Raw genomic sequence first — 22,983 nt, 5'->3', positions numbered from 1 at the left:
GCTGCACACCTACAATCACCACCGCGGACACACCGCGCTGAAAGGCCAACCACCCGCCAGCCGCGTCCCCAACCTCACAGGGCAATACACCTAGCGCGCGTCGAGCGCGTGTTCGCCTGCCTTGCGCATGGCGTCCAGCGGGGCCGGGGAGCGGCCCGTCATCTGCTCGACCTGGAGCACCGCCTGATGCACCAGCAGGTCAAGGCCGCTCACCACGGCGCCGCCGTAGGCGGACCAGCGGGCGGCGAGGTTCGTCGGCCACGGCTCGTACAGCACGTCGAAGAGCGTGGCGGGGCGCTCGGGCACGTCCGGGGCGAGGTCGTCCGTCGTGCCGGCGGGGGTGGTCGCGATCACCAGGGGCGCGCGGAGCGCCTCGGCGGCGTCCGCCCAGTCCGCCGTACGGACCTCGACGTCGAGCCGCTCGCCCCACTCCCGCATCTCGGCGGCTCGGGCGGCGCTGCGGACGTAGGCCACCACCTCACCGGTACAGATACGGGCGAGGGCGGCCAGCGCGGAGGACGCGGTGGCGCCGGCGCCCAGGATCGCCGCGGAGTCGACCTGTTCGATGCCGCGTTCGCGCAGGGCGGCGACCATGCCGGGGATGTCGGTGTTGTCGCCGACCCGGCGCCCGTCCTCGGTGAACACGACGGTGTTGACGGCCTCGACCGAGCGCGCCGTCTCACTGATCTCGTCGACCAGCGGGATGACCGCGCGCTTCAGCGGCATGGTCAGCGACAGTCCGGCCCATTCGGGCCCCAGTCCCGCGAAGAACCCGGGCAGCGCGGCCTCGTCCACGTCGAACCGCTCGTACGTCCAGTCGGCCAGCCCCAGCTCCGCGTAGGCGGCGCGGTGCAGCACCGGCGAGAGGGAGTGGGCGATGGGCGAACCGAGCACGGCGGCCCGGCGGGCGTCTGTGCCCTGCACTGTCATTGAACCTGTCCTTGAGCCGTCAGTTGTTCCGCGAGGCGTTGAACTTCTCGACCAGCTTCTCGTGCTCGGCGAGCGTCTTGGTGAACTTGCTGGTCTTGCCGTCGAGCGAGATGAAGTAGAACCAGCCGTCGTCGGTCGGGTTGAGCGCGCCCTTGAGCGCCTCCTCGCCGGGGTTGTCGATAGGACCGGGCGGCAGTCCCTTGACGAAGTACGTGTTGTACGGGTTGTCGAACTGGCGCAGCTCGGCGATCGTGAGGTCGATCTTGCTCTGGTTCTTGATGTAGTTGTACGTGGAGTCGAACTCCAGCGAGCCGTAGGTCTCGGGGTTCCCGGGCTCCAGGCGGTTGTAGACGACCTCCGCCATCTTGCGGAAGTCGTCGTGGCTGGTGCCCTCGGCCTGCGCCAGACTCGCCACGGTGAGGAGTTCCCAGGGTCCGTCGAGGCCCAGGTCGTCGGCCTTCTTCTCCAGGCCCAGCTCCTCGTACTTCTCGGTGGCCCGCGCGACCATCTCCTTGAGGACCGCCTCGGGCTTCTGCCCCTGGGCGACCGGATAGCTGGACGGGTAGAGGAAGCCCTCCAGCGGGTCCTTGACGTCCTTGTGGCCCGTCGCCCACTCCGGCAGGCCGAGGCTGTCCGCCTTCTCCTCGGCGACCTCCGCCGTGGTGCCCTTGTCGAGGTCGAGACGCGTGTCGATCATCTCGTAGATGCGGACGTTGCGCGTGCCCTCGGGGATGATCAGGTTGTTCTGGCTGTCGGGGCTGAGCATCATCTCGATGACGCTGTCGGCCGACATCTCCCGCTCCAGGGTGTAGACGCCCGCCTGGATCGAGTTGCCCTTCGGATGCTGTTGCTGCGCGGCGACGAACGCGTCCACGCTCTTGACGACGCCCTTGGCCTTCAGCTCCTGGCCGATGACATAGCCGCCCGCACCCTTGGGGATCTCGACGGTGACCTTCTCGCCGTTGCCGCCGCCCGCGAAGTCCGGGGCGTCACCGAAACGATTCTGGTAGAACTGATACCCGAAATATCCGACGCCGGCGACACCGCCGCCGAAGACGAGCGCGACCACCAGGCAGGCGCAGCCGCTGCGCCGTTTCTTGCCCTTGCCGCCCCGGCCGCGACGCTCACCGCTGTCGCCCCGGTCGCCTCGTCCGCGCCGGCCCTGCGACTCGTCGTCGAAGTCGTCGTCATCGTCGTCGCCCCCCGCGAAGAAGGCGTGCTCCCCCTGGTCGGGGCCCGGATCCCAGTCGGGTTCCGGCTCGGGTTCCGGCTGCCGCCGATTGGGCGGCTGCGGCGGTGGGTAGGCCTCGGGCGTGCCGTAGTAGTCCGGCTGCGGCTGGCCGTACCCCCCGGCCTGCTGACCGTACGGGTCGACGGGGTCGGTGTACTGCACATGCGTATGCGTACCCGTGCCCCAGCCGCCGTCGCCGTACCCCTGTTGATCCTGCTGCGGGTACTGCTGCTGGGGGTAGTGCTGCTCGTTCCCCTGCTGCGGGTACTGCTGCTGGTCGTACTGGTGCGGGTACTGCTGCTGGGGCTGACCGTAACCGGCCTGCTGGTCGGTGCCCCAGTCGCCGTACTGCGGCTGCTGCGGCTGCTGCGGGTGGTGCTGCGGCTGGCCGCCGTAGGGGGACTGCTGGCCCGCGTGGGCCTGCTGTCCCTCCCATCCACCGTCCCCGTAGTACGGGTCCTCGGGATGCCACGGTTCGGAGCCCTGGCCCCGGCCATACTCAGTCATCGATCCCCTAGAGCCGCGAGGCGGCGGTCGCGCGGCGTCCGGCCCGGCATCCGTCCCGCCTCAACTTGTGCGGTGGCTGTTCGAACACCATCGCATCGCGCGGAACGTTACCGTATCGCGATCAGATGACCACTTCGACGCCCTCACCCGGGGCTTTACCTGACACCCGTTCGGATTCGAGGGCCTGCTGAAGGATGATCACAGCGGCTGCCTGGTCAATGACCGATCTGCCCTTTTTCGACTTCACGCCCGAGGCGCGCAGTCCCTGACTGGCCGTCACCGTGGTCATTCTCTCGTCCACGAGCCGGACCGGGACGGGCGCGATGCCCTGTGCGAGCTCCTGGGCGAAGCCGCGGACCTTGACCGCGGCCGGACCCTCGCCCCCCTTGAGGGAGCGCGGGAGTCCGACGACGACCTCGATCGGCTCGTACTCCTCGACCAGCAGCTTCAGCCGGCGCTGGGCCGCGGGGACGTCCCGGCCGGGGACCGTCTCCACCGGGGTGGCGAGGATCCCGTCGGGGTCGCACGAGGCGACCCCGATCCGGGCGTCCCCGACGTCGATGGCGAGCCGACGTCCTCTGCGCATTACTTGGCCGTCTCCCCGACCAGGCGCTCCACGGCGGCCACGGCCTCACCGATGGCGGCCGGGTTCTGGCCGCCGCCCTGGGCGACGTCCGGCTTGCCGCCACCGCCGCCGCCGAGGGTCTTGGCGGCCGTGCGGACCAGATCGCCGGCCTTCAGACCGCGCTCGCGGGCGGCCTCGTTGGTGGCGATGACCGTCAGCGGCTTGCCGCCGGCCACGGTGAACAGGGCCACCACGACGGCCCGGCCGCCCTGGATGCGGCCCCGCACGTCGAGGACGAGCTTGCGCAGGTCGTCGGCGGTGGTGCCGTCCGGGACCTGACCGGTCACCAGGGCGATCCCGCGTACGTCCTGCGCGGACTCGGCGAGCCCGGCGGCGGCCTGGAGCACCTTCTCGGCGCGGAACTTCTCGATCTCCTTCTCGGCGTCCTTCAGCTTGCCGAGCATGGCGGAGACCTTCTCCGGGAGCTCCTCCGGGCGGCCCTTGATCAGCTCCTGGAGCTGGGCCACGACGGTGTGCTCGCGGGCGAGGAAGTTGTAGGCGTCGACGCCGACGAGGGCTTCGATGCGGCGCACGCCCGAGCCGATCGACGACTCGCCGAGCAGCTTGACCAGGCCGAGCTGAGCGGTGTTGTGCACATGGGTGCCGCCGCACAGCTCCTTGGAGAAGTCGCCGATGGTCACCACGCGCACGCGCTCGCCGTACTTCTCGCCGAACTCGGCGATGGCGCCCTGCTTCTTGGCCTCGTCGATGCCCATGACCTCGGCGTGCACGTCCAGGTCGCGGGAGAGCACCTCGTTGATCTTCTGCTCGACGTCGGTCATCACGGCCGTCGGAACGGCGGAGGGGGAACCGAAGTCGAAGCGGAAGCGGCCCGGCTGGTTCTCGGAACCGGCCTGGGCGGCCGTCGGGCCGAGCGCGTCGCGCAGGGCCTGGTGGGTGAGGTGGGTGGCCGAGTGGGCACGGGCGATGGCCGTGCGGCGGCGGGAGTCGATGGAGGCGTGGGCCTTGGCACCGACGGTGACCTCGCCGACCTGGACGACGCCCTTGTGGACGTAGACGCCCGGGACCGGCTTCTGGCAGTCGCGGATCTCGATCACGGCACCGGTGTCGACCTTGATCCGGCCGGTGTCGCCGATCTGGCCGCCGCCCTCGGCGTAGAACGGAGTGCGGTCGAGAACGATCTCCACCTCGTCGCCCTCCGTGGCGGCCGGCGAGGAGGCGCCGTCGACGAGGATGCCGACGATCGTCGACTCGCCCTCGGTGTCGCCGTAGCCGATGAACTCGGTCTCGCCGGTCTTGTCGGCGATCTCCCGGTAGGCGCCCGCGCCGGCGTGGCCGGTCTTCTTGGCCTGGGCGTCCGCCTTGGCACGCTCCCGCTGCTCCTTCATCAGGCGCCGGAAGCCGTCCTCGTCCACGGACAGGCCCTGCTCGGCGGCCATCTCCAGGGTGAGGTCGATCGGGAAGCCCCAGGTGTCGTGGAGCAGGAAGGCCTTGTCGCCGGCGAGCACGGTGGAGCCCGTGGCCTTGGTGTCGGAGACGGCCGTGTCGAGGATGTTGGTGCCGGCCTTCAGCGTCTTGAGGAAGGCGTTCTCCTCGGCGAGGGCGACCTTCTCGATCCGCTCGCGGTCGGTGATCAGCTCGGGGTACTGCTGGCCCATCATGCCGATCACGACGTCGATCAGGTCCTGGACGACCGGACCGGTGGCGCCGAGGAGGCGCATGTTGCGGATGGCGCGGCGCATGATGCGGCGCAGGACGTAGCCGCGGCCCTCGTTGCCGGGGGTGACACCGTCACCGATGAGCATCACCGAGGTGCGCATGTGGTCGGTGACCACGCGCAGGGAGACGTCCGAGCCGTGGGCGTCGCCGTAGGCGACACCGGTCAGCTCGGTGGCCTTGTCGATGACGGCCATCGAGGTGTCGATCTCGTACATGTTCTGCACGCCCTGCAGAATCATGGCGAGCCGCTCCAGGCCGAGCCCGGTGTCGATGTTCTTGCTCGGCAGTTCGCCGAGGATCTCGAAGTTGTCCTTGCCGATGCCCTCGCCGCGCTCGTACTGCATGAAGACGAGGTTCCAGATCTCCACGTACCGCTCGTCGTTGACGGCGGGGCCGCCCTCGGCGCCGAACTCGGGGCCGCGGTCGTAGTTGATCTCGGAACAGGGGCCGCAGGGGCCGGGGACGCCCATGGACCAGTAGTTGTCCTTCATGCCCAGGCGCTGGATCCGCTCCTTGGGCACACCGACGACCTCGTGCCAGATGCGCTCGGCCTCGTCGTCGTCCTTGTAGACGGTGATCCAGAGCTTCTCCGGCTCCAGGCCGTAACCGCCCTTGTCCTGGGGGCTGGTGAGCAGCTCCCAGGCGTACTTGATGGCGCCTTCCTTGAAGTAGTCGCCGAAGGAGAAGTTGCCGCACATCTGGAAGAACGTGCCGTGCCGGGTGGTCTTGCCGACCTCTTCGATGTCCGGGGTGCGGACGCACTTCTGCACGCTGGTGGCGCGGTCGAAGGGCGGCTTGACCTCGCCCAGGAAGTAGGGCTTGAAGGGCACCATGCCGGCGGGGACGAGGAGCAGAGTCGGGTCGTCCGCGATGAGCGACGCCGAAGGGACGACGGTGTGCCCGCGCTCCTCGAAGAAGCTCAGCCAGCGGCGGCGGATCTCAGCCGACTCCATCAGTGGTCCTCATTCCGGTTGTACGAGTACGTCGTGTTGTCGTCGATGACGTACGACTTCGGCTTGGTGCGGTTCTCGATCGCGGCGCGCCGCCGCGGGGCGGGGAGTTCGGGGTCCGCCTGGATGCCCAGCGCGTCCTCCAGCTCGGCCTCCCGCTGGGCCATGTTGTCGCGGACGTCGAGCGCGAAGCCCACCGCGCGGTCCTTGAGGCGGTTGCCCGCCTCAAGTGCCTTGTTGGCGGCCTGGGTGGCGAGGTGCTCGGGGGTCAGCTGCTTGAGCTTGCGGTTGACCTTGGTGGTCGCCCACACACCTGCGGCCACACCTGTGGTGAACCAGAAGCTACGGCGGAACATCGCTGGATCAGCCCTTCTTCCGCTTGCTCCGCCGCGCGGCGGGAACGGTGCGGCCCACGATCACGGTACGTCGGGGTTCCCTGACGGGCACGTCGTCCTTGCGGCCCGCGATGGCCCGGCGCACGCCGTAGCCGAAGGCCGCGACCTTGACCAGGGGGCCGCCGAAGGTGGAGGCCACCGTGGTCGACAGCGCGGAGGCGTTGGAGGTGACCTCCTGGACGTCGGAGGCGATGGCGTCGACCCGGTCGATCTGGGTCTGCGCCGACCGCACCGCCGAGGAGGCGTCCGCGAGGAGCGGGACGGCCTGGTCGGTCACGTCCGCGACGAGCTTGGTGGTCGCCCTGAGCGTCTGGGCCAGCCTCACCAGTGCCACGGCGAGGAAGGAGACCAGGATCGCCCAGAACACGGCCACCAGGATCCCGGCCACCTCTCCACCGGACACTGTGTGCACCCGCTCTCTGAAACGTGCAGCGACATCGAAACCTTGAGTAAACAGTGCACCGAGCCTATCGCGCCGGGCGCGGGGCTCCGTACCGGATTACCGCCCGCCCGCGCACGAGTTGCGCGAAGCGATTGTACGGAGTGAATACGCTTCAGTACGCTCCGTGTCCCATGCGGGAGCGACAGCGTGAGGACACCCCGGTGACCGGCAATCTGCCCTGGGAGCTCGACTCGTTCGTGGGGCGCGCGGCCGAGACGGCGGGGCTGGCCGAGGCGGTCGGCGAGGCCCGGCTGGTGACGGTGACCGGCGTCGGCGGGGTGGGCAAGTCACGGCTCGCGGCGCACGCCGCCGGGCGGTCCGGGTTCCCGGACGGGGTGTGGCGGGTGGAACTGGCCCCGGTGCGTGATCCCGCGTTCGTCGATCACGCGGTGGTGGCGGCGCTGGGCCTGACCGACCACACCGCGCGCACGCCGCGCGAGACGCTCCGCGAGCGGCTGGCCGACCGGCGGACGCTGCTGCTCCTCGACGGCTTCGAGCACGTGGTGGAGTCGTGCGCCGACCTGGTCGCCGACCTGCTGGGCCGGGCGCCCGGACTGCGGGTGCTCGCGGCGGGCCGCAGACCCCTCGCGCTGGCGGGCGAGCGGCTGTTCCCGCTGGCGCCGCTGGCCGAGGACGAGGCGGTGGAGCTGTTCGTCTGCCGGGCCGCGCTGCTCGGGGTGCCGGTCGCGGACGACGCGGACGTGCGCGAGCTGTGCCGGCGGCTGGAGGGCATCCCGCTCGCCGTCGAGCTGGCGGCCGGGCGGCTCCGGGCGCTCTCCCCCGGCCAGTTGCTGGCCCGTCTCGACGACCGGTTCCGGCTGCTGACCGGAGCCGGCCGGGACACGCCCCCGCGTCATCGCACGCTGCGCACGGCGATCGGCTGGAGCCACGAACTGTGCACGCCCGAGGAGCGGTTGCTGTGGGCGCGGCTGTCGGTGTTCGCCGGACGCTTCGACCTGGACGCCGTGGAGTACGTGTGCGGCGGGCACGGCCTGGCCGCCGAGGACGTCCTCGACGTGCTCTCCCAACTGCTGGCGCAGTCGGTGGTCTCCCGCGAGGAGACCACCTCGGGGGTGCGGTACGGCATGCTCGACACGGTCCGGGCCTACGGCGCCGACTGGCTCGCGGCCACCGGTGACGCGGAGCGGCTGCGGCGGCGGCACCGCGACTGGTATCTCGGCCTGGTGACCTGGTGCGAACTGGACTGGTTCTCGCCGCGGCAGGCCGAGGTCGCCGCCCGGGTGGAGGCGGAACTGCCCAATCTGCGGGGCGCCCTGGAGCACTGCCTGTCCGAGCCGGACGAGGCCCATCTGGGCCAGCTGCTGGCCGGCTCGCTGTGGTTCTACTGGGTCGGCTGCGGGCGGCTGTCGGAGGGGCGGCACTGGCTGGACCAGGCGGTCCGGCTCGACTCCGGCCACGATCCGTCCCTGCTGAAGGCCCTGTGGGTGCTCGGCTACGTGGCGATCCTCCAGGGCGACACGGTGGCCGCGCTGGCCGCGCTGCACGAGTGCCGCGAGGAGGCGGAGCTGACGGCGAACCGGACCGCGGCGGCCTACGCCGAGCACCGCACCGGCTGTCTGGCGCTGGTCAGCGACGACATGGCCGGTGCCGAAACGCTGCTGCGCTCGGCGCTGGCCGGCTATCAGGAGATCGGCGAGCTGAACAGCAACGTCCTGATGGGCCAGGTGGAACTCGCGATGGCACGGGCCTTCCAGGACGATCTGGCCGAGGCGGTGCGCCTGTGCGAGGACGTGCGGCGGGTCTGCGAGGACCACGGGGAGCGCTGGGCCCGGTCGTACGCGCTGTACGTGCTGGCGTACGCGGCCTGGCGGGAGGGGGATCAGGCCGACGCCCGCCGGTTGCTGGCGGACTGCCTGGCCGGGGCGCACTCCTTCCACGACCTGCTCGGCTCGGTGCTCGCGGTGGAGCTGCTGGCGCTGGTGACGGTGGCCGAGGGGGACGCCGTGGAGGCGGCCGTGCTGCAGGGGGCGGCGGGGCGGATGTGGCCCTCGGTGGGGCTGCCGCTGTTCGGCTCGGCGTACTACAACGCCCCGCACGAGCTGTGCGAGGCGAGCGCCCGGGAGCGGCTGGGCGACGAGCGCTACGAGGCGTGCGTGCGGACGGGATCCCTGCTCGGCCGGGAGGAGGCGGTGGCGCGGGCGCTGGGGCGTGGCCCCGCCCGCTCGCCGCGCCCGCCGTCGCCGCGGGGCCGGATGACGTCCCGCGAGGTGTCCCCCGGTACGCACGAACCCGCCGCCTCGCCCACCCGGAAGGGCGGGGAGACGGCGGGCTGACGCGCGGGTGGTGCTACGTCCGCTGCTGGATGATCAGCGGGCGTAGTACTCGACGACGAGCTGCTCGTCGCAGATCACCGGGATCTCCTTGCGGTTCGGCTCGCGGTCCAGGCGGAACGCCAGGGCCTTGAGGTTCACCTGGAGGTAGCGCGGGGTCTCGCCCTCGGGGGCGAAGCCGCCCTCACGGGCGATGGAGAAGAGGGTCTTCTCGCGGCTGCGCTCGCGGACCATCACGACGTCGTCGGGACGGACGCGGAACGACGGCTTGTCGACCTTCTGGCCGTTGACCTCGATGTGGCCGTGCACGACCATCTGACGGGCCTGGTAGATGGTGCGGGCGATGCCCGAACGCAGGACCAGGGCGTCGAGACGACGCTCGAGCTCGATGATCAGGGCCTCACCGGTCTTGCCCTGAACCTTGGAGGCACGCTCGTAGGCGCGGACGAGCTGACGCTCGGACACGTCGTACTGCGCACGCAGACGCTGCTTCTCCAGCAGACGGACCTTGTAGTCCGAGTTCTGCTTGCGGCCACGGCCGTGCTCACCCGGCGGGTAGGGACGGGCCTCGAAGTACTTGACGGCCTTCGGGGTCAGCGCGATGCCGAGGGCACGCGACTTCTTGACCTTGGGGCGGGACTGGTTCGCCACGATCTCTCATTTCTCGGTGTTCGGCTCGTCAGGGTTGAGGGAGGTCGCATCCGCAGCCGGGGAAACCCTCCTCGTCCTCGCGGACGGGGTGGGCAGCCGCTCCCTGGTCTGGGCACAACGTGCAGCACGCGAGAGGCCCACCGGCCGGTTCCGTCCTGCGACGGGTGGTGGTGGGCTGCCCGCGACACCATTCGATCGGTGCGCGACGCTCCTGGATCCCCCTGGCGGGGGCTCCGGCTGACCGTCCCGTTCTGACAGCACGGGACACAGCACTTCGGAGAAGTTTACAGGGTGCTCAGGACCGCCTGCGACCGAGGTGCTTCCTGGTCCACTCCACCGCGTCCGCGTACCGGGCCTCGGCACCGTGCCGGGTCGGGGTGTAGTACTCGCGGTCCTTGAGGGCATCCGGGGCGTACTGCTGTTCGGCGATGCCCTCGGCCCGGTCGTGCGGGTAGACGTACCCCTGCGCGTGACCGAGCTTGGCCGCGCCCTTGTAGTGCCCGTCGCGCAGATGCGTCGGCACGGGTCCGGCCAGGCCCTTGCGGACGTCCTCCATGGCGGCGCCGATCGCGGTGGTGGCGGCGTTGGACTTCGGGGCGAGGGCCAGGGCGATGGTGGCGTGGCTCAGGGTGAGGGCGGCCTCCGGGAAGCCGATCATGGCGACGGCCTGGGCGGCGGCGACCGCGATCGGCAGCGCGTTCGGGTCGGCGAGGCCGATGTCCTCGCTGGCCGAGATCATCAGGCGGCGGGCGATGAAGCGGGGGTCCTCGCCCGCCTCGATCATCCGGGCCAGGTAGTGCAGGGCCGCGTCGACGTCGGAGCCGCGGATCGACTTGATCAGGGCGCTGGCCACGTCGTAGTGCTGGTCGCCGTCGCGGTCGTACTTCACGGCCGCGCGGTCGACGGTCTGCTCCAGCGTCGCCAGTGCGACGGCGCTCTCGCCCAGGTCCAGGGCGGCGCCCGCGGCGGCCTCCAGGGCCGTGAGGGCGCGGCGGGCGTCGCCGCCGGCGATCCGCAGCAGGTGGTCCTCGGTGTCCTCGGGCAGGGTGACGGCGCCCTTCAGACCGCGTTCGTCGGTCAGTGCCCGCCGCACCAGGTCCCTGATGTCGTCGTCGGTGAGGGGTTCGAGGGTGAGCAGCAGCGAGCGGGAGAGCAGCGGGGAGATGATCGAGAAGTAGGGGTTCTCGGTGGTCGCCGCGATCAGCGTCACCCAGCGGTTCTCCACCGCGGGGAGCAGGGAGTCCTGCTGGGCCTTGCTGAAGCGGTGGATCTCGTCGAGGAAGAGGACGGTCTCCTTGCCGAAGCCGCCGGAGGCGCGGCGCGCCCCGTCGATGACCGCGCGGACCTCCTTGACGCCCGCCGTGATCGCGGACAGCTCCACGAACCGCTTGTCGGTGGCCTTGGAGACGACGTACGCCAGGGTCGTCTTGCCGGTGCCGGGCGGGCCCCAGAGGATCACCGAGGAGGGTCCGGCCGGGCCTCCCGACTCGCCCACCAGGCGGCGCAGGGGCGAGCCCGGCTTGAGCAGGTGCCGCTGGCCCACCACCTCGTCGAGGGTGCGCGGACGCATCCGTACGGCCAGGGGGCTGGCGGCCGGGTCCTTCTCCTGGCGTTCTTCTGCTGCGGCGGTGAACAGGTCGGGCTCCACGCTGAAACCCTAAATCACCGCACCGACAACGCCTCCGGCACGGTCAGCTGGTCCAGAAGTCCCACCAGCGGGTCATGATCAGGATGCCGATGACCCCGATGTGCAGCACCGGGAGGACCCAGGTGAACTCGCCGAAGAAGCTCTTCAGCCAGCGCGGGCCGGGCAGGAAGCCGTGCCGCACGTTGAAGGAGGTCACGTACCAGAACATGATGATCGTCGCGACCCAGGCCAGCGAGCACCACAGGCACAGGGCGCCGATGCGGTACAGCGACTGGAACTGGAGCCAGGTGCAGAAACCGACTCCGAAGAGGGTGCCGGCGTTGAAGGTGAGCCAGTACCAGCGCGGGAAGCGGGCGCGGGTCAGCAGGCTCACGCCGACGCAGATGACGATGCCGTAGGCGACGAGGCCGAGCATCGGGTTGGGGAAGCCGAAGGCGGACGCCTGGTCGCTCTCCATGACGCTGCCGCAGGAGACGACGGGGTTCAGGCTGCACCCGGGGACGAAGGTCTTCCCCTCGACCTTGGCCTCCAGCAGTTTGAACTTGTCGAGCGTGATGACCCAGGCCGCGAGCAGCCCGGCCGCGCCGGTGATCATCAGCATCAGCGCGAAGGCGACGCTGCCGCCCTCGGTGCGCGGTGCCGCGACGGTGCGCTCCGGCTCGGGCTCGGTGGAGACGTCCTTGACTGTCGTCTTGCTCATCACGCCGATTCCGTCTGCTTGAGAGTTGGACCTTCTTCGAGCAGGGGCCATTGTGCCGCACCGGGGCGCCTTTCCACCGTTCGGTGGACATAAGGACGGGCGCCCGCAGGCCCCTGAGCGTTCGGTTCCGGCCGAGTTCCGGGGCGGGCGTCCGGCCGGAATCATCCGGCGGGACGAATCCGCGGTCGCGGAGTTGACGGGCGTACGACGAAGGCGCCGGGAGAACCCGGCGCCTTCGCGAGGAAAGGGGTGTCAGCCGAGCCTCGACTCCAGCTCGGCGACGATCTCGTTCACGCCGATCGAGGTCTGCTCGCCGGACTCCATGTCCTTCAGCTGCACGACGCCCTCGGCGAGGTCGCGCTCACCGGCCACCACGGTGTAGCGGGCACCGCTGCGGTTGGCGTTCTTCATGGCGCCCTTCAGGCCCTTGGCACCGTAGGAGAAGTCCGCGGCGATGCCGACCTTGCGCAGTTCGGTGACCTTCGCGAACAGCACCCGCCGGGCCTCCTCCCCGAGCGGCACCGCGAAGACGCTGGTCGTGGAGGGCAGGTCCGGCTCCACGCCCTCGGCCTCCAGGGCGAGGACCGTGCGGTCGACGCCGAGCGCCCAGCCGACGGAGGGCAGGGCGGGGCCGCCGATCATCTCGGACAGCCCGTCGTAGCGGCCGCCGCCGCCCACCGCGGACTGCGACCCCAGGCCGTCGTGGACGAACTCGAACGTCGTCCGGGTGTAGTAGTCCAGGCCGCGGACCAGCTTGGGGTCGTCCTCGAAGGCGACGCCCGCCGCCGTGATCAGCTCGCGGACCTCCTCGTGGAACGCCTTGCAGGCGTCGCACAGGTAGTCGCGCAGCAGCGGGGCGCCGGTGAGCTGCTTCTGGACCGCCTCGCGCTTGTCGTCGAGGACGCGCAGCGGGTTGATCTCCGCGCGGCTCAGGGTCTCCTCGTCGAGGTCCAGGCCGCGCAGGAAGTCCTGGAGGGCGGCGCGGTAGACCGGACGGCACTCCCTGTCGCCCAGGCTGTTGAGCAGGATGCGGAAGTTCCGCAGACCGAGGGAGCGGTACGCCTGGTCGGCCAGGATGATCAGCTCGGCGTCCAGCGCCGGGTCCTCGGCGCCGATCGCCTCGGCACCGACCTGGGAGAAGTGGCGGTAACGGCCCTTCTGGGGGCGCTCGTAGCGGTAGTACGAGCCGGAGTACCAGAGCTTGACCGGGAGGTTGCCGGCCTTGTGCAGGTTGGCCTCCAGCGCCGCGCGCAGCACGGAGGCGGTGCCCTCCGGACGCAGAGCGAGCCGGTCGCCGCCCTTGGTCTCGAAGGCGTACATCTCCTTGGTGACGATGTCGGTGGACTCGCCGACGCCGCGGGCGAACAGCTCCACGTTCTCGAAGCCGGGCGTCTCGATGTAGCCGTAGCCGGAGGTGCGCAGCGGGGCGGCGATGGCCTCACGGACCGCCAGGAACTTGGCGCTGTCCGGCGGGATGAGGTCGTAGGTGCCCTTGGGGGCCTTGAAGGTGCTCACGGAAGGTCTCGTCACATTCCTCGTCGGGGAGCGTCCGCGCTCCCGAGGCCGGAGGCCACCTGCCGCAGATACGGGTTGGTGGCGCGCTCCTGGCCGATGGTCGTCTGGGGGCCGTGGCCGGACAGCACCACGGTCGAGTCGTCGAGCGGCAGGGCCACGCGGGCCAGCGAGTCGAGCATCTCGGCCATGTCACCGCCGGGCAGGTCGGTGCGTCCGATGGAGCCGGCGAACAGCAGGTCGCCCGAGAACAGGATCGGCGGGATGTCCGCCGCCTCGGGCATACCGAAGGTCACCGACCCCTTGGTATGGCCGGGGGCGTGCGCCACGGTCAGCTCCAGACCGGCCAGCTCCAGCCTCGCGCCGTCGCTCAGCTCCTTGACGTCGTCCGGCTCCCCCACGGTCAGCTCGCCCATCAGCGGCATGCCGATGGACCGGCCGAGCGCCCGCTCGGGGTCGCTCATCATGTAGCGGTCCTCGGGGTGGATCCAGGCCGGCACGTCGTGCGCGCCGCACACCGGGACGACCGAGGCCACGTGGTCGAGGTGGCCGTGGGTGAGGACGACGGCGACGGGCTTGAGGCGATGCTTGCGGATCGCTTCCTCGACGCCTGCGGCGGCCTGATGGCCGGGGTCGATGATCACGCACTCCTCACCGGCGGCGGGGGCGACGAGATAACAGTTCGTCCCCCAGGCCCCGGCGGGGAACCCGGCAATGAGCACGATCGTCCTTCGTTGTGTCGGTTCGGGCGACAAGTCGGCGGGCTGCGCCTGAGGTCAGAGCCTACCGGCGCTGCCGATTCCTCAGCGAACCCATATACGGTACGGGGCACACGCAGACGGTCGACCCGACGGCGCACGCGGACCGGTCGACGTACGAGACGCATGAGGAGACAACTCCGTGGTCAGCCAGGAGCAGCGGCGGCGTCAGCTCGCCCGGGAGAAGTTCTTGCGACAGCAGCAGCGGCGCACGGACGCGCGGCGCAAGTCCCGCACCCGCAACGCGGTGATCGCGTCCTCGGTGGGCGTGGTCCTCATCGGTAGCCTCGGGCTCTACACCGCGGGCGCCTTCGACGGGGACGACGGCAAGGCCAACGCGGGCGCCGAGGTCACCCCGAGCGCCGCCCCGACCAGCAAGGCCCCGGACCCGTGCGAGAAGGCGGCCGCGGGCAAGGTCGAGACCATGAGCTGGAAGAAGGAACCGGCCATGACCATCGACAAGTCCGCCGACTACACGATGACGCTGTCGACGACCTGCGGCGAGATGGACATAGCTCTCAAGGCGTCGGCCGCCCCGCGCACGGTGAACTCGTTCAACTTCCTGCTGAACAAGGGCTACCTGGACCACACCAAGTGCCACCGGCTGACCGACGCCGGTATCTGGGTGCTCCAGTGCGGCGACCCGACGGGCACCGGCACCGGCGGACCGGGCTACACCATCCCGGACGAGAACCTCAAGGACAAGAGCGTCAAGGGCGACGTCTACCCGGCGGGCACCGTCGCGATGGCGAACCAGTACAACGCCCAGACCGGCGAGGGCAAGGACTCCGGCGGCAGCCAGTTCTTCCTCGTCTACCAGGACAGTCCGCTGCCGGCGAACTACACCCCGTTCGGCACGGTGTCCGAGGCCGGTATGAAGGTTCTGAAGAAGCTGTCCGCCGCCGGAGCGCAGGCCGCGGACCCCACGACGGGCAACACGGCACCGAACGCGACCGTGGTGATCAACAAGGCGACCGTCACCAAATCCTGACCCGTCAACTGCGAAATTTCGGTCGCGCGGGATGCGGACAGGCAACCCGCCGGTCGCCTATGTTGGCCGTGACGAAACTGTGGACGATGCCGGGGGCGCACAAGCCCTGCGCAGGCATCATGTGGAGGAGGCGCTGTGAGCAGCGACCCGTGGGGCCGCGTCGACGAGACGGGGACCGTGTACGTGCGTACGGCCGAGGGCGAGCAGGTCGTCGGTTCCTGGCAGGCAGGCTCCCCCGAGGAGGCGCTGGCCTATTTCGAGCGCAAGTACGAGGGCCTGGTGGTCGAGATCGGCCTCCTCGAGAAGCGAGTGAAGACCACCGACCTGTCCGCGAAGGACGCCCAGACCGCGATCGACCACATTCGCGAACAGGTCGACGCCCATCACGCGGTCGGTGACCTGGCCGCGCTGCGGACGCGGCTGGACACGCTCGTGGAGACCGTCGACAAGCGCCGCGAGGAGCGCAAGCAGCAGCGCGCCAAGCAGTCCGACGAGGCCCGGCACTCCAAGGAGGCGCTGGTCACCGAGGCGGAGGAGCTGGCCCAGTCCGACCAGTGGCGGGCGGCCGGTGAGCGGCTGCGCGCGCTGGTGGACACCTGGAAGGGTCTGCCCCGGCTCGACCGCAAGTCGGACGACGAGCTGTGGCACCGCTTCTCGCACGCGCGCTCGGCGTTCTCCAAGCGGCGCAAGGCGCACTTCGCGGCGCTGGACGCGCAGCGCGAGGAGGCCCGCCGGACCAAGGAGCGGCTGGTCTCCGAGGCCGAGGCGCTGTCCGGGTCGACGGACTGGGGTCCGACGGCGGCCCGTTACCGCGAGCTGATGGCGGACTGGAAGGCGGCCGGCCGTGCCCAGCGCGAGCACGAGGACGACCTGTGGAACCGCTTCCGCGGCGCCCAGGACGTCTTCTTCGCCGCGCGCAGCTCGGTCTTCGCCGAGCGGGACGCCGAGCAGTCCGAGAACCTCAAGCTGAAGGAGGAGCTGGCCCACGAGGCCGAGAAGATCCTCCCGGTGACGGACCTCAAGGCGGCGCGCGCCGCGTTCCGCTCGGTCAACGAGCGCTGGGAGGCCATCGGCCACGTCCCGCGGGACGCCCGGCCGAAGGTCGAGGGCCGGATGCACGCCGTCGAGCGGGCCATCCAGGAGGCCGAGGAGGCCGAGTGGCGCCGGACCAACCCGGAGGCACGCGCGCGTGCCGAGGGTCTCACCGGTCAGCTCCAGGCCGCCGTGGACAAGCTCCGCGGTCAGATCGAGACGGCGCGCGCCCAGGGCAACAACGCCCGCGCCGACAAGCTGGAGCGTGAGCTGGCGGGCCGCCAGGCCCTGCTGGACCAGGCGCTGAAGGGTCTGCAGGAGTTCGGCGGCTGACGCCACCGCACGCACGAGGAAGGGGCTCCCCCGCACGGGGAGCCCCTTCGTCGTTGTCCGTGGTCCGTGATTCGTGCGGCCGCTACGAGCGGCTGCGTGCCGAGGTGACCCGGTAGACGTCGTAGACGCCCTCGACGCCCCTGACCGCCTTCAGGACGTGCCCGAGGTGCTTGGGGTCGCCCATCTCGAAGGTGAACCGGGAGGTGGCGACCCGGTCGCGGGAGGTCTGCACGGCCGCGGAGAGGATGTTGACGTGCTGGTCGGACAGGACGCGGGTGACGTCGGAGAGCAGCCGGGAGCGGTCCAGCGCCTCGACCTGGATGGCGACCAGGAAGACCGAGGACTGGGTGGGCGCCCACTCGACGTCGAGGATCCGCTCGGGCTCGCGGGACAGTGATTCGACGTTGACGCAGTCACTGCGGTGAACCGATACGCCACTGCCCCGGGTGACGAACCCGATGATCGGGTCGCCGGGCACGGGCGTACAGCAGCGGGCGAGCTTGACCCAGACGTCGTCGACGCCCTTGACCACGACACCGGGGTCCTGGCTGCTGCGGCGCTTACGGCTGCGGCCGCGGGCCGGCGGGACCGCCTCGTCGATCTCCTCGGTGGCCGCCTCCTCGCCGCCGAGGGCCTGCACCAGCTTCTGCACGACGTTCTGCGCGGCCACATGGCCCTCGCCGATCGCCGCGTACAGCGAGGAGATGTCGGGGTAGCGCATCTCGTGCGCGAGCGTGACGAGGGAGTCGCCGGTCAGGATGCGCTGGATGGGCAGGTTCTGCTTGCGCATCGCGCGGGCGATGGCGTCCTTGCCCTGCTCGATCGCCTCGTCCCGGCGCTCCTTGGAGAACCAGGCCCGGATCTTGTTGCGGGCGCGCGGCGACTTGACGAAGCCCAGCCAGTCCCGGGAGGGTCCCGCGCCGGTCGCCTTGGAGGTGAAGACCTCCACCAGGTCGCCGTTGTCCAGGGTGGACTCCAGCGGCACCAGCCGTCCGTTGACCCGGGCTCCTATGGTCCGGTGTCCGACCTCGGTGTGGACCGCGTAGGCGAAGTCGACGGGGGTGGCCCCGGCCGGCAGCGCTATGACATCGCCCTTGGGCGTGAAGACGAAGACCTCGTTGCGGGAGAGGTCGAAGCGCAGGGACTCCAGGAACTCGCCCGGGTCCTCGGTCTCCTTCTGCCAGTCCAGCAGCTGGCGCAGCCACGCCATGTCGTTGAGGTGGTCGTCCTTGCCCTTGCCGGCCTTGGGCACGTCGGTGCGCACCTTGGAGGCGCCGGCGACGGCCTCCTGCTTGTACTTCCAGTGCGCGGCGATGCCGTACTCCGCGCGGCGGTGCATGTCGAAGGTGCGGATCTGGAGCTCGACCGGCTTGCCGTTGGGGCCGATGACCGTCGTGTGCAGCGACTGGTACATGTTGAACTTGGGCATCGCGATGTAGTCCTTGAACCGCCCCGGAACCGGGTTCCAGCGGGCGTGGACGGTGCCCAGCGCCGCGTAGCAGTCGCGGACGGTGTCCACCAGGACGCGGATGCCCACCAGGTCGTAGATCTCCGCGAAGTCACGGCCGCGGACGATCATCTTCTGGTAGACGCTGTAGTAGTGCTTGGGGCGGCCGGTGACGGTGGCCTTGATGCGGGCGGCCCGCAGGTCCTGCTGGACCTCGTCGGTCACTATGGCCAGGTACTCGTCGCGCTTGGGTGCCCTTTCGGCCACCAGCCGGACGATCTCGTCGTACATCTTGGGGTAGAGGATCGCGAAGGCGAGGTCCTCCAGCTCCCACTTGATGGTGTTCATGCCCAGGCGGTGGGCGAGCGGCGCGTAGATCTCCAGGGTCTCGCGCGCCTTCTTCTCCTGCTTCTCGCGCTTGAGGTAACGCATGGTGCGCATGTTGTGCAGGCGGTCGGCGAGCTTGATGACCAGGACCCGGGGGTCCTTGGCCATGGCGACGACCATCTTGCGCACGGTCTCGGCCTGCGCTGCCTCGCCGAACTTGACCTTGTCCAGCTTGGTCACGCCGTCGACGAGCAGCGCGACGGAGTCGCCGAAGTCCCGGCGGAGCTGGTCCAGGCCGTACTCGGTGTCCTCGACCGTGTCGTGCAGCAGGCCCGCCATGAGGGTGGCCGGATCCATGCCCAGCTCGGCGAGGATCGTCGTCACCGCGAGCGGGTGGGTGATGTACGGGTCGCCGCTCTTGCGCTTCTGGCCGCGGTGCCAGCGCTCGGCGACCTGGTAGGCCTTCTCGATCTGGCGGAGCGTGGCCGTCTCGATCTTCGGGTCGTTGCTGCGCACGATCCGCAGCAGCGGCTCCAGCACCGGGTTGTACGGGTTGGAGCGCTGCACGCCGAGGCGGGCGAGGCGGGCGCGGACGCGGTTGGAGGAGCCGGAGCGGGGCGGCTGGCCGGTGTTCGGACGGACCGCGGGCGTCTCGGAGCGCTCGGGCGGGGCCGGCTTGGGGCGGGCCTGCTCGGCCGTCTTGCCTACGGGCGCGGACTGGGCGTGCTCGACCGGCCCACCGGCGTCGTTCTTGGTGCTCGACGTGTTCGGCGCGGGCTTGGCCGCGGGGCCCGAGGCGGCGTCGGGCTTGGCGGCGGTCAGGTGCTGGGCCTCGTCTGGCAAGAGGGCTCCTCGTGCGCGATCCGGGTCCCCCGGTCAGGCTCCGGAGACCCCATGGTAGCGATCCTGCGCGTCAGGATCGCCTGCAGGCCGTCGTGAGGCCCGTACACGGGAGAAACACGGGGGGCGGACCACGGATTCCTGGGAGGTGTCCTGCCGCTTCCTGGGAGGTGTCCTGCCGCGCTCGCACCTGGGGCGCGCAGCTCCCTTGCGGGAGGTGCGCGCCCCAGGTCCGTGCGTCGCTCAGATCTTGAGCAGGGCCTCCAGCGGGGCGCCGGCGAGGGGTCCCGCGAGGCGGTCGCGGCCGCCGAGGAAGCCCAGCTCCATCAGCACGGCCAGGCCCGCCACCTCGGCACCGGCCCGGCGGATGAGCTGGATCGACGCCTCGGCGGTGCCGCCGGTGGCGAGGACGTCGTCGACGACCAGGACGCGGTCGCCGGCCGAGAGGTCCTCGGCGTGCACCTCGATCTCCGCGGAGCCGTACTCCAGGTCGTAGGCCTGGCTGAGGGTGGCTCCGGGCAGCTTGCCCGCCTTGCGCACCGGGATGAAGCCCAGTCCGGCGCGGACGGCCACCGGGGCGCCCAGGATGAAGCCGCGGGCCTCCAGGCCGACGACCTTGGTGGCGCCGGTGCGGCCGGCGACCTCGGCGAGGGCGTCGGTGAGCGCGGTGAACGCCGACGGGTCCGCCAGGAGCGGGGTGATGTCCTTGAACATCACACCCGGCTCCGGGTAGTCCGCCACGTCACGGATACGGCTGAGCAGCAGCTCCTCGATGCCGGTCATCGGCGCTTCCCCGAGGGACGGCCACGGCCGCGGCTGCGCGAGGCGGGCTGGTTGCGCGGTCCGACGACGGCGGGGGCCGCGTCCTCCGGCCCGTCCTCGTACTCCTCGACCACCGGCACGGTGTCGAGCGGCTCGCCCTTGGCGGCGGCCGCCGCACGCCGGGCGAGCACCCGCTTCTTGAGGGCCTTCATCTGCGGCTCGAGCTCCTTGAGATCGGCGACGAGCGGCGTGGCGATGAAGATCGAGGAGTACGCGCCGGCCGCGAGGCCGACGAACAGCGACAGCGAGATGTCGTTCAGCATGCCGGCGCCGAGGAAGCCGCCACCGATGAACAGCAGACCGGCCACCGGCAGCAGCGCGACCACCGTGGTGTTGATGGACCGCACCAGCGTGCTGTTGATCGACCGGTTGGCGATCTCGCTGTAGGTCCAGCGGTTCTGCTTGGTGATGTCCTTCGTCTGTTCCTTGAGGCTGTCGAAGACCACCACGGTGTCGTACAACGAGTAACCGAGGATGGTCAGCAGACCGATCACCGTGCCCGGTGTGACCTCGAAGCCCACCAGGGCGTAGATGCCGACCGTGATGGTGATGTCGTGGATCAGCGCCACGAACGCGGCGATCGCCATGCGCCATTCGAAGGCGATGGCCAGGTAGATCACCACCAGGACCAGGAAGATCCCCAGTCCCTGCCACGCCTTGTTGGCGATCTGCTCACCCCAGCTGGGGCCGACCAGCTCGCCGGTGACGTCGTTCTCGTCGACCTTGAGGTCCTTGGCCAGCTCCGCCGAGACCTTGTCGGCCTGGGTGGTGTCGATGCCGGAGACCTGGATGCGGAGCTTGCCGTCGCCGAGCTGCTGGACGATCGCGTCGTGGCCGGAGGCCTCTTCCGCGTACTCCTGCGCCTGGGAGACGGAGACGGAGGTCTTCGGGGTGGTGAAGACCGCGCCGCCCTGGAACTCGATGCCCATGTTCAGGCCGCGCACCGCGAGGCCCACGATCGCCGTGATGGTGATCAGGATGGACAGGCCGTACCAGAGCTTGCGGTTGCCGACGAAGTCGTAGCCGACCTCGCCGCGGTGCAGTCGGGCGCCGAGATTTCCGAGCTTCGACATCTCACGCCTCCTTCGTCTCGACGGGGGCGGAGGGACGGCGCGAACGGCGCAGGGGCGGCTTGGCACCCAGGCGCTTGGGGTCGACACCGGACCACGGGTGTCCGCCGCCGAAGAACTTCGTGCGCGCGAGGATTGTCAGGAGCGGCTTGGTGAAGAGGAACACGACGACGACGTCGAGCACGGTGGTCAGGCCGAGCGTGAACGCGAAGCCCTGGACCTTGCCGACGGTGACGACGAACAGCACCGCGGCGGCCAGGAACGACACGAAGTCGGAGACCAGGATGGTGCGCCGGGCACGCGGCCAGGCCCGCTCGACGGAGGGACGCAGCGAGCGGCCCTCGCGGATCTCGTCCCGGACCCGTTCGAAGTACACGATGAACGAGTCCGCTGTGATGCCGATGGCGACGATGGCGCCGCAGACGGCCGGCAGGTTCAGCGCGAAGCCGATGGCCGGGCCGAGCAACGACATGATCACGTAGGTGAGGGCGGCCGAGACCAGCAGCGAGGCCACCGCGATCATGGACAGGCCGCGGTAGTAGACCACCAGGTAGATCACGACCAGCGCGAGGCCGATGGCACCGGCGATCAGACCGGCGTGCAGTTGCTCGCCGCCGAGGGCGGCGGTCACCGTGGTGACGCTGTCCTCACTGAACGACAACGGCAGCGCGCCGTACGACAGCATGTTGGCCAGCGACTGCGCGGACTCCTGGTTGAAGTTGCCGGAGATCTCGGCGTTGCCGCCGGTCAGCGCCTGGCTGACGGACGGGTCGGAGACGACCTCGTTGTCCAGGACGATGGCGAACTGGTTCTGCGGCGACTGGTTCTGCGCCAGCTGGCCGGTGATGTCGCCGAACTTCTTGCGGCCCTCACCGGTGAACTCCATGGTCACGGTCCAGCCGGCGGCGGTCTGGGTGTTGAGGACCGCGTCGGCCTCCTTCACGTCCGTGCCGTCGACCTCGGCCGGACCGAGGATGTACTTCTGCCACTGGCCGCCCGCGTTCTGACCGCAGGCGACGGTGGAGTCCTCGGGCTTGGCGCCGTCACCGGCCTTGGCGCGGACCGCCTCGTCGGTGCAGTCCAGGGCCGCGTACTGCGCTTCGAGCTTGCTGGTGTCCGCGGAGCCGGAGGCGCTGGCCGACGGCGAGGCGTCGGCCTCGGCGGTGGCGCTCGCCGACGCGGAGGGGTCGGCCTTCAGGGCGTCGGTGACCGCGCGGCCCTGGGTCGTGGAGGTCGCCGACGGCGTGGTCGACGCCGAGGGGGACGAGGAGGAGGTCGCCTTGTCGGTCGCCTTGTCCGTGGCCTCGTCCGTCGCGCCGTCGGAGGCGCTCGGGGACGGGCTGGTCGTCGCGGCGGCGCCCACGACCTCGGTGGCGATGACCGGGCGGAAGTACAGCTTGGCGGTGGTGCCGACCTGGTCCCGGGCTTCCTTGGAGTTGGTGCCCTTGGGAATGTTGACGATGATGTTGCGGTCGCCCTGGGTCTGGACCTCCGCCTCGGAGACACCAAGACCGTTGACGCGCCGCTCCATGATGTCGACGGCGGTGTCCATGTTGGTCTTGTTGATCGCCGATTCCTGGCCTGGCTCGGCCTCCGCGCGCAGCGTGATGCTCGTACCGCCGGCCAGGTCGATGCCCAGACGCGGAGTGGTGTGCCCGGAGAGGAACATTCCCCCGGTGAGCGCCACCATGGCGATCAGAATGAGGGCCAGCGAGCGCCCCGGCCTGCTCTGGGCGCTCGCGTTCCGGCCCTTCTTAGGTGCTGCCACCTTCTCGTACTCCCTCTCGGGCCGTCTGTCGCC

18 protein-coding genes are annotated in these 22,983 nt (G+C 70.3%); 3 read left to right on the top strand and 15 right to left on the bottom strand.

The genetic code is table 11. The annotated features are described in order from the left end of the window. Positions 1 to 90: 90 nt before the first annotated feature. The 6 genes from AB0E07_RS34910 to AB0E07_RS34885 all read right to left on the bottom strand — a co-directional run bounded on the left by AB0E07_RS34910 (position 91) and on the right by AB0E07_RS34885 (position 6,730). Entirely contained in the window at positions 91 to 930 is an 840-nt protein-coding gene (locus AB0E07_RS34910; protein ID WP_362261079.1) for a shikimate dehydrogenase, read from the bottom strand. Positions 931 to 949: 19 nt separating this feature from the next. Beyond that, positions 950 to 2,668, bottom strand: coding sequence for an endolytic transglycosylase MltG (mltG, locus tag AB0E07_RS34905; protein WP_362261077.1), 1,719 nt, complete (start codon positions 2,666 to 2,668; stop codon positions 950 to 952). A 121-nt stretch (positions 2,669 to 2,789) separates the two neighbouring features. Further along, complete coding sequence (ruvX, locus tag AB0E07_RS34900) at positions 2,790 to 3,254, bottom strand: Holliday junction resolvase RuvX (RefSeq protein WP_362261075.1); 465 nt, start codon at positions 3,252 to 3,254, stop codon at positions 2,790 to 2,792. Further along, positions 3,254 to 5,926: an alanine--tRNA ligase gene (gene alaS / locus AB0E07_RS34895; RefSeq protein ID WP_362261073.1), complete on the bottom strand. Its 2,673-nt coding sequence runs from the start codon at positions 5,924 to 5,926 to the stop codon at positions 3,254 to 3,256. Before alaS ends, ruvX begins: the two co-directional genes overlap by 1 nt. After that, positions 5,926 to 6,279, bottom strand: a complete 354-nt coding sequence (locus AB0E07_RS34890) for a hypothetical protein (protein ID WP_362261071.1) — start codon at positions 6,277 to 6,279, stop codon at positions 5,926 to 5,928. The genes alaS and AB0E07_RS34890 overlap by 1 nt, the downstream gene beginning before the upstream one ends. A gap of 7 nt (positions 6,280 to 6,286) precedes the next feature. Then, positions 6,287 to 6,730, bottom strand: a complete 444-nt coding sequence (locus AB0E07_RS34885; protein WP_362261069.1) for a DUF948 domain-containing protein — start codon at positions 6,728 to 6,730, stop codon at positions 6,287 to 6,289. A gap of 161 nt (positions 6,731 to 6,891) precedes the next feature. Here AB0E07_RS34885 and AB0E07_RS34880 point away from each other — a divergent pair, with 161 nt between their 5' ends. Then, positions 6,892 to 9,054, top strand: coding sequence for a regulator (locus tag AB0E07_RS34880; protein WP_362261068.1), 2,163 nt, complete (start codon positions 6,892 to 6,894; stop codon positions 9,052 to 9,054). A 33-nt stretch (positions 9,055 to 9,087) separates the two neighbouring features. Here AB0E07_RS34880 and rpsD read toward each other — a convergent pair whose 3' ends face one another. The 5 genes from rpsD to AB0E07_RS34855 form a co-directional block, all read right to left on the bottom strand. Continuing rightward, positions 9,088 to 9,702 (bottom strand): 30S ribosomal protein S4, encoded by a 615-nt coding sequence (rpsD, locus tag AB0E07_RS34875; RefSeq protein WP_015661793.1) that lies wholly within the window; start codon positions 9,700 to 9,702, stop codon positions 9,088 to 9,090. 295 nt (positions 9,703 to 9,997) lie between these two features. After that, positions 9,998 to 11,350 carry a replication-associated recombination protein A gene (locus tag AB0E07_RS34870; protein ID WP_362261065.1) on the bottom strand — a complete coding sequence of 451 codons (1,353 nt, stop codon included), beginning with the start codon at positions 11,348 to 11,350 and terminating at the stop codon, positions 9,998 to 10,000. A gap of 43 nt (positions 11,351 to 11,393) precedes the next feature. Then, positions 11,394 to 12,050, bottom strand: coding sequence for a vitamin K epoxide reductase family protein (locus AB0E07_RS34865; RefSeq protein ID WP_362261063.1), 657 nt, complete (start codon positions 12,048 to 12,050; stop codon positions 11,394 to 11,396). A gap of 252 nt (positions 12,051 to 12,302) precedes the next feature. Next, positions 12,303 to 13,565: a histidine--tRNA ligase gene (gene hisS / locus AB0E07_RS34860; protein ID WP_362261061.1), complete on the bottom strand. Its 1,263-nt coding sequence runs from the start codon at positions 13,563 to 13,565 to the stop codon at positions 12,303 to 12,305. An 11-nt stretch (positions 13,566 to 13,576) separates the two neighbouring features. Beyond that, positions 13,577 to 14,284, bottom strand: coding sequence for an MBL fold metallo-hydrolase (locus tag AB0E07_RS34855; protein WP_362261059.1), 708 nt, complete (start codon positions 14,282 to 14,284; stop codon positions 13,577 to 13,579). 178 nt (positions 14,285 to 14,462) lie between these two features. On the opposite strand from AB0E07_RS34855, the gene AB0E07_RS34850 reads away from it, so the two are divergent. After that, entirely contained in the window at positions 14,463 to 15,311 is an 849-nt protein-coding gene (locus AB0E07_RS34850) for a peptidylprolyl isomerase (protein ID WP_362261057.1), read from the top strand. Positions 15,312 to 15,446: 135 nt separating this feature from the next. Beyond that, a complete protein-coding gene (locus tag AB0E07_RS34845) occupies positions 15,447 to 16,676 on the top strand; it encodes a DUF349 domain-containing protein (RefSeq protein WP_362261055.1) in 1,230 nt (409 codons plus the stop codon). Positions 16,677 to 16,758: 82 nt separating this feature from the next. Here AB0E07_RS34845 and AB0E07_RS34840 read toward each other — a convergent pair whose 3' ends face one another. The 4 genes from AB0E07_RS34840 to secD form a co-directional block, all read right to left on the bottom strand. Continuing rightward, entirely contained in the window at positions 16,759 to 19,293 is a 2,535-nt protein-coding gene (locus AB0E07_RS34840; RefSeq protein WP_362261053.1) for a RelA/SpoT family protein, read from the bottom strand. 240 nt (positions 19,294 to 19,533) lie between these two features. Beyond that, positions 19,534 to 20,073, bottom strand: coding sequence for an adenine phosphoribosyltransferase (locus tag AB0E07_RS34835; RefSeq protein ID WP_362261051.1), 540 nt, complete (start codon positions 20,071 to 20,073; stop codon positions 19,534 to 19,536). Then, positions 20,070 to 21,185 carry a protein translocase subunit SecF gene (secF, locus tag AB0E07_RS34830; RefSeq protein ID WP_362261049.1) on the bottom strand — a complete coding sequence of 372 codons (1,116 nt, stop codon included), beginning with the start codon at positions 21,183 to 21,185 and terminating at the stop codon, positions 20,070 to 20,072. The genes AB0E07_RS34835 and secF overlap by 4 nt, the downstream gene beginning before the upstream one ends. Position 21,186: 1 nt before the next feature. Continuing rightward, positions 21,187 to 22,950 (bottom strand): protein translocase subunit SecD, encoded by a 1,764-nt coding sequence (secD, locus tag AB0E07_RS34825; protein ID WP_362261047.1) that lies wholly within the window; start codon positions 22,948 to 22,950, stop codon positions 21,187 to 21,189. Positions 22,951 to 22,983: the final 33 nt, after the last annotated feature.

The organism is Streptomyces sp. NPDC048002, from assembly GCF_040653275.1.
Classification (GTDB): Bacteria; Actinomycetota; Actinomycetes; order Streptomycetales; family Streptomycetaceae; genus Streptomyces.
This window is presented reverse-complemented; position numbering and strand designations above follow the sequence as displayed.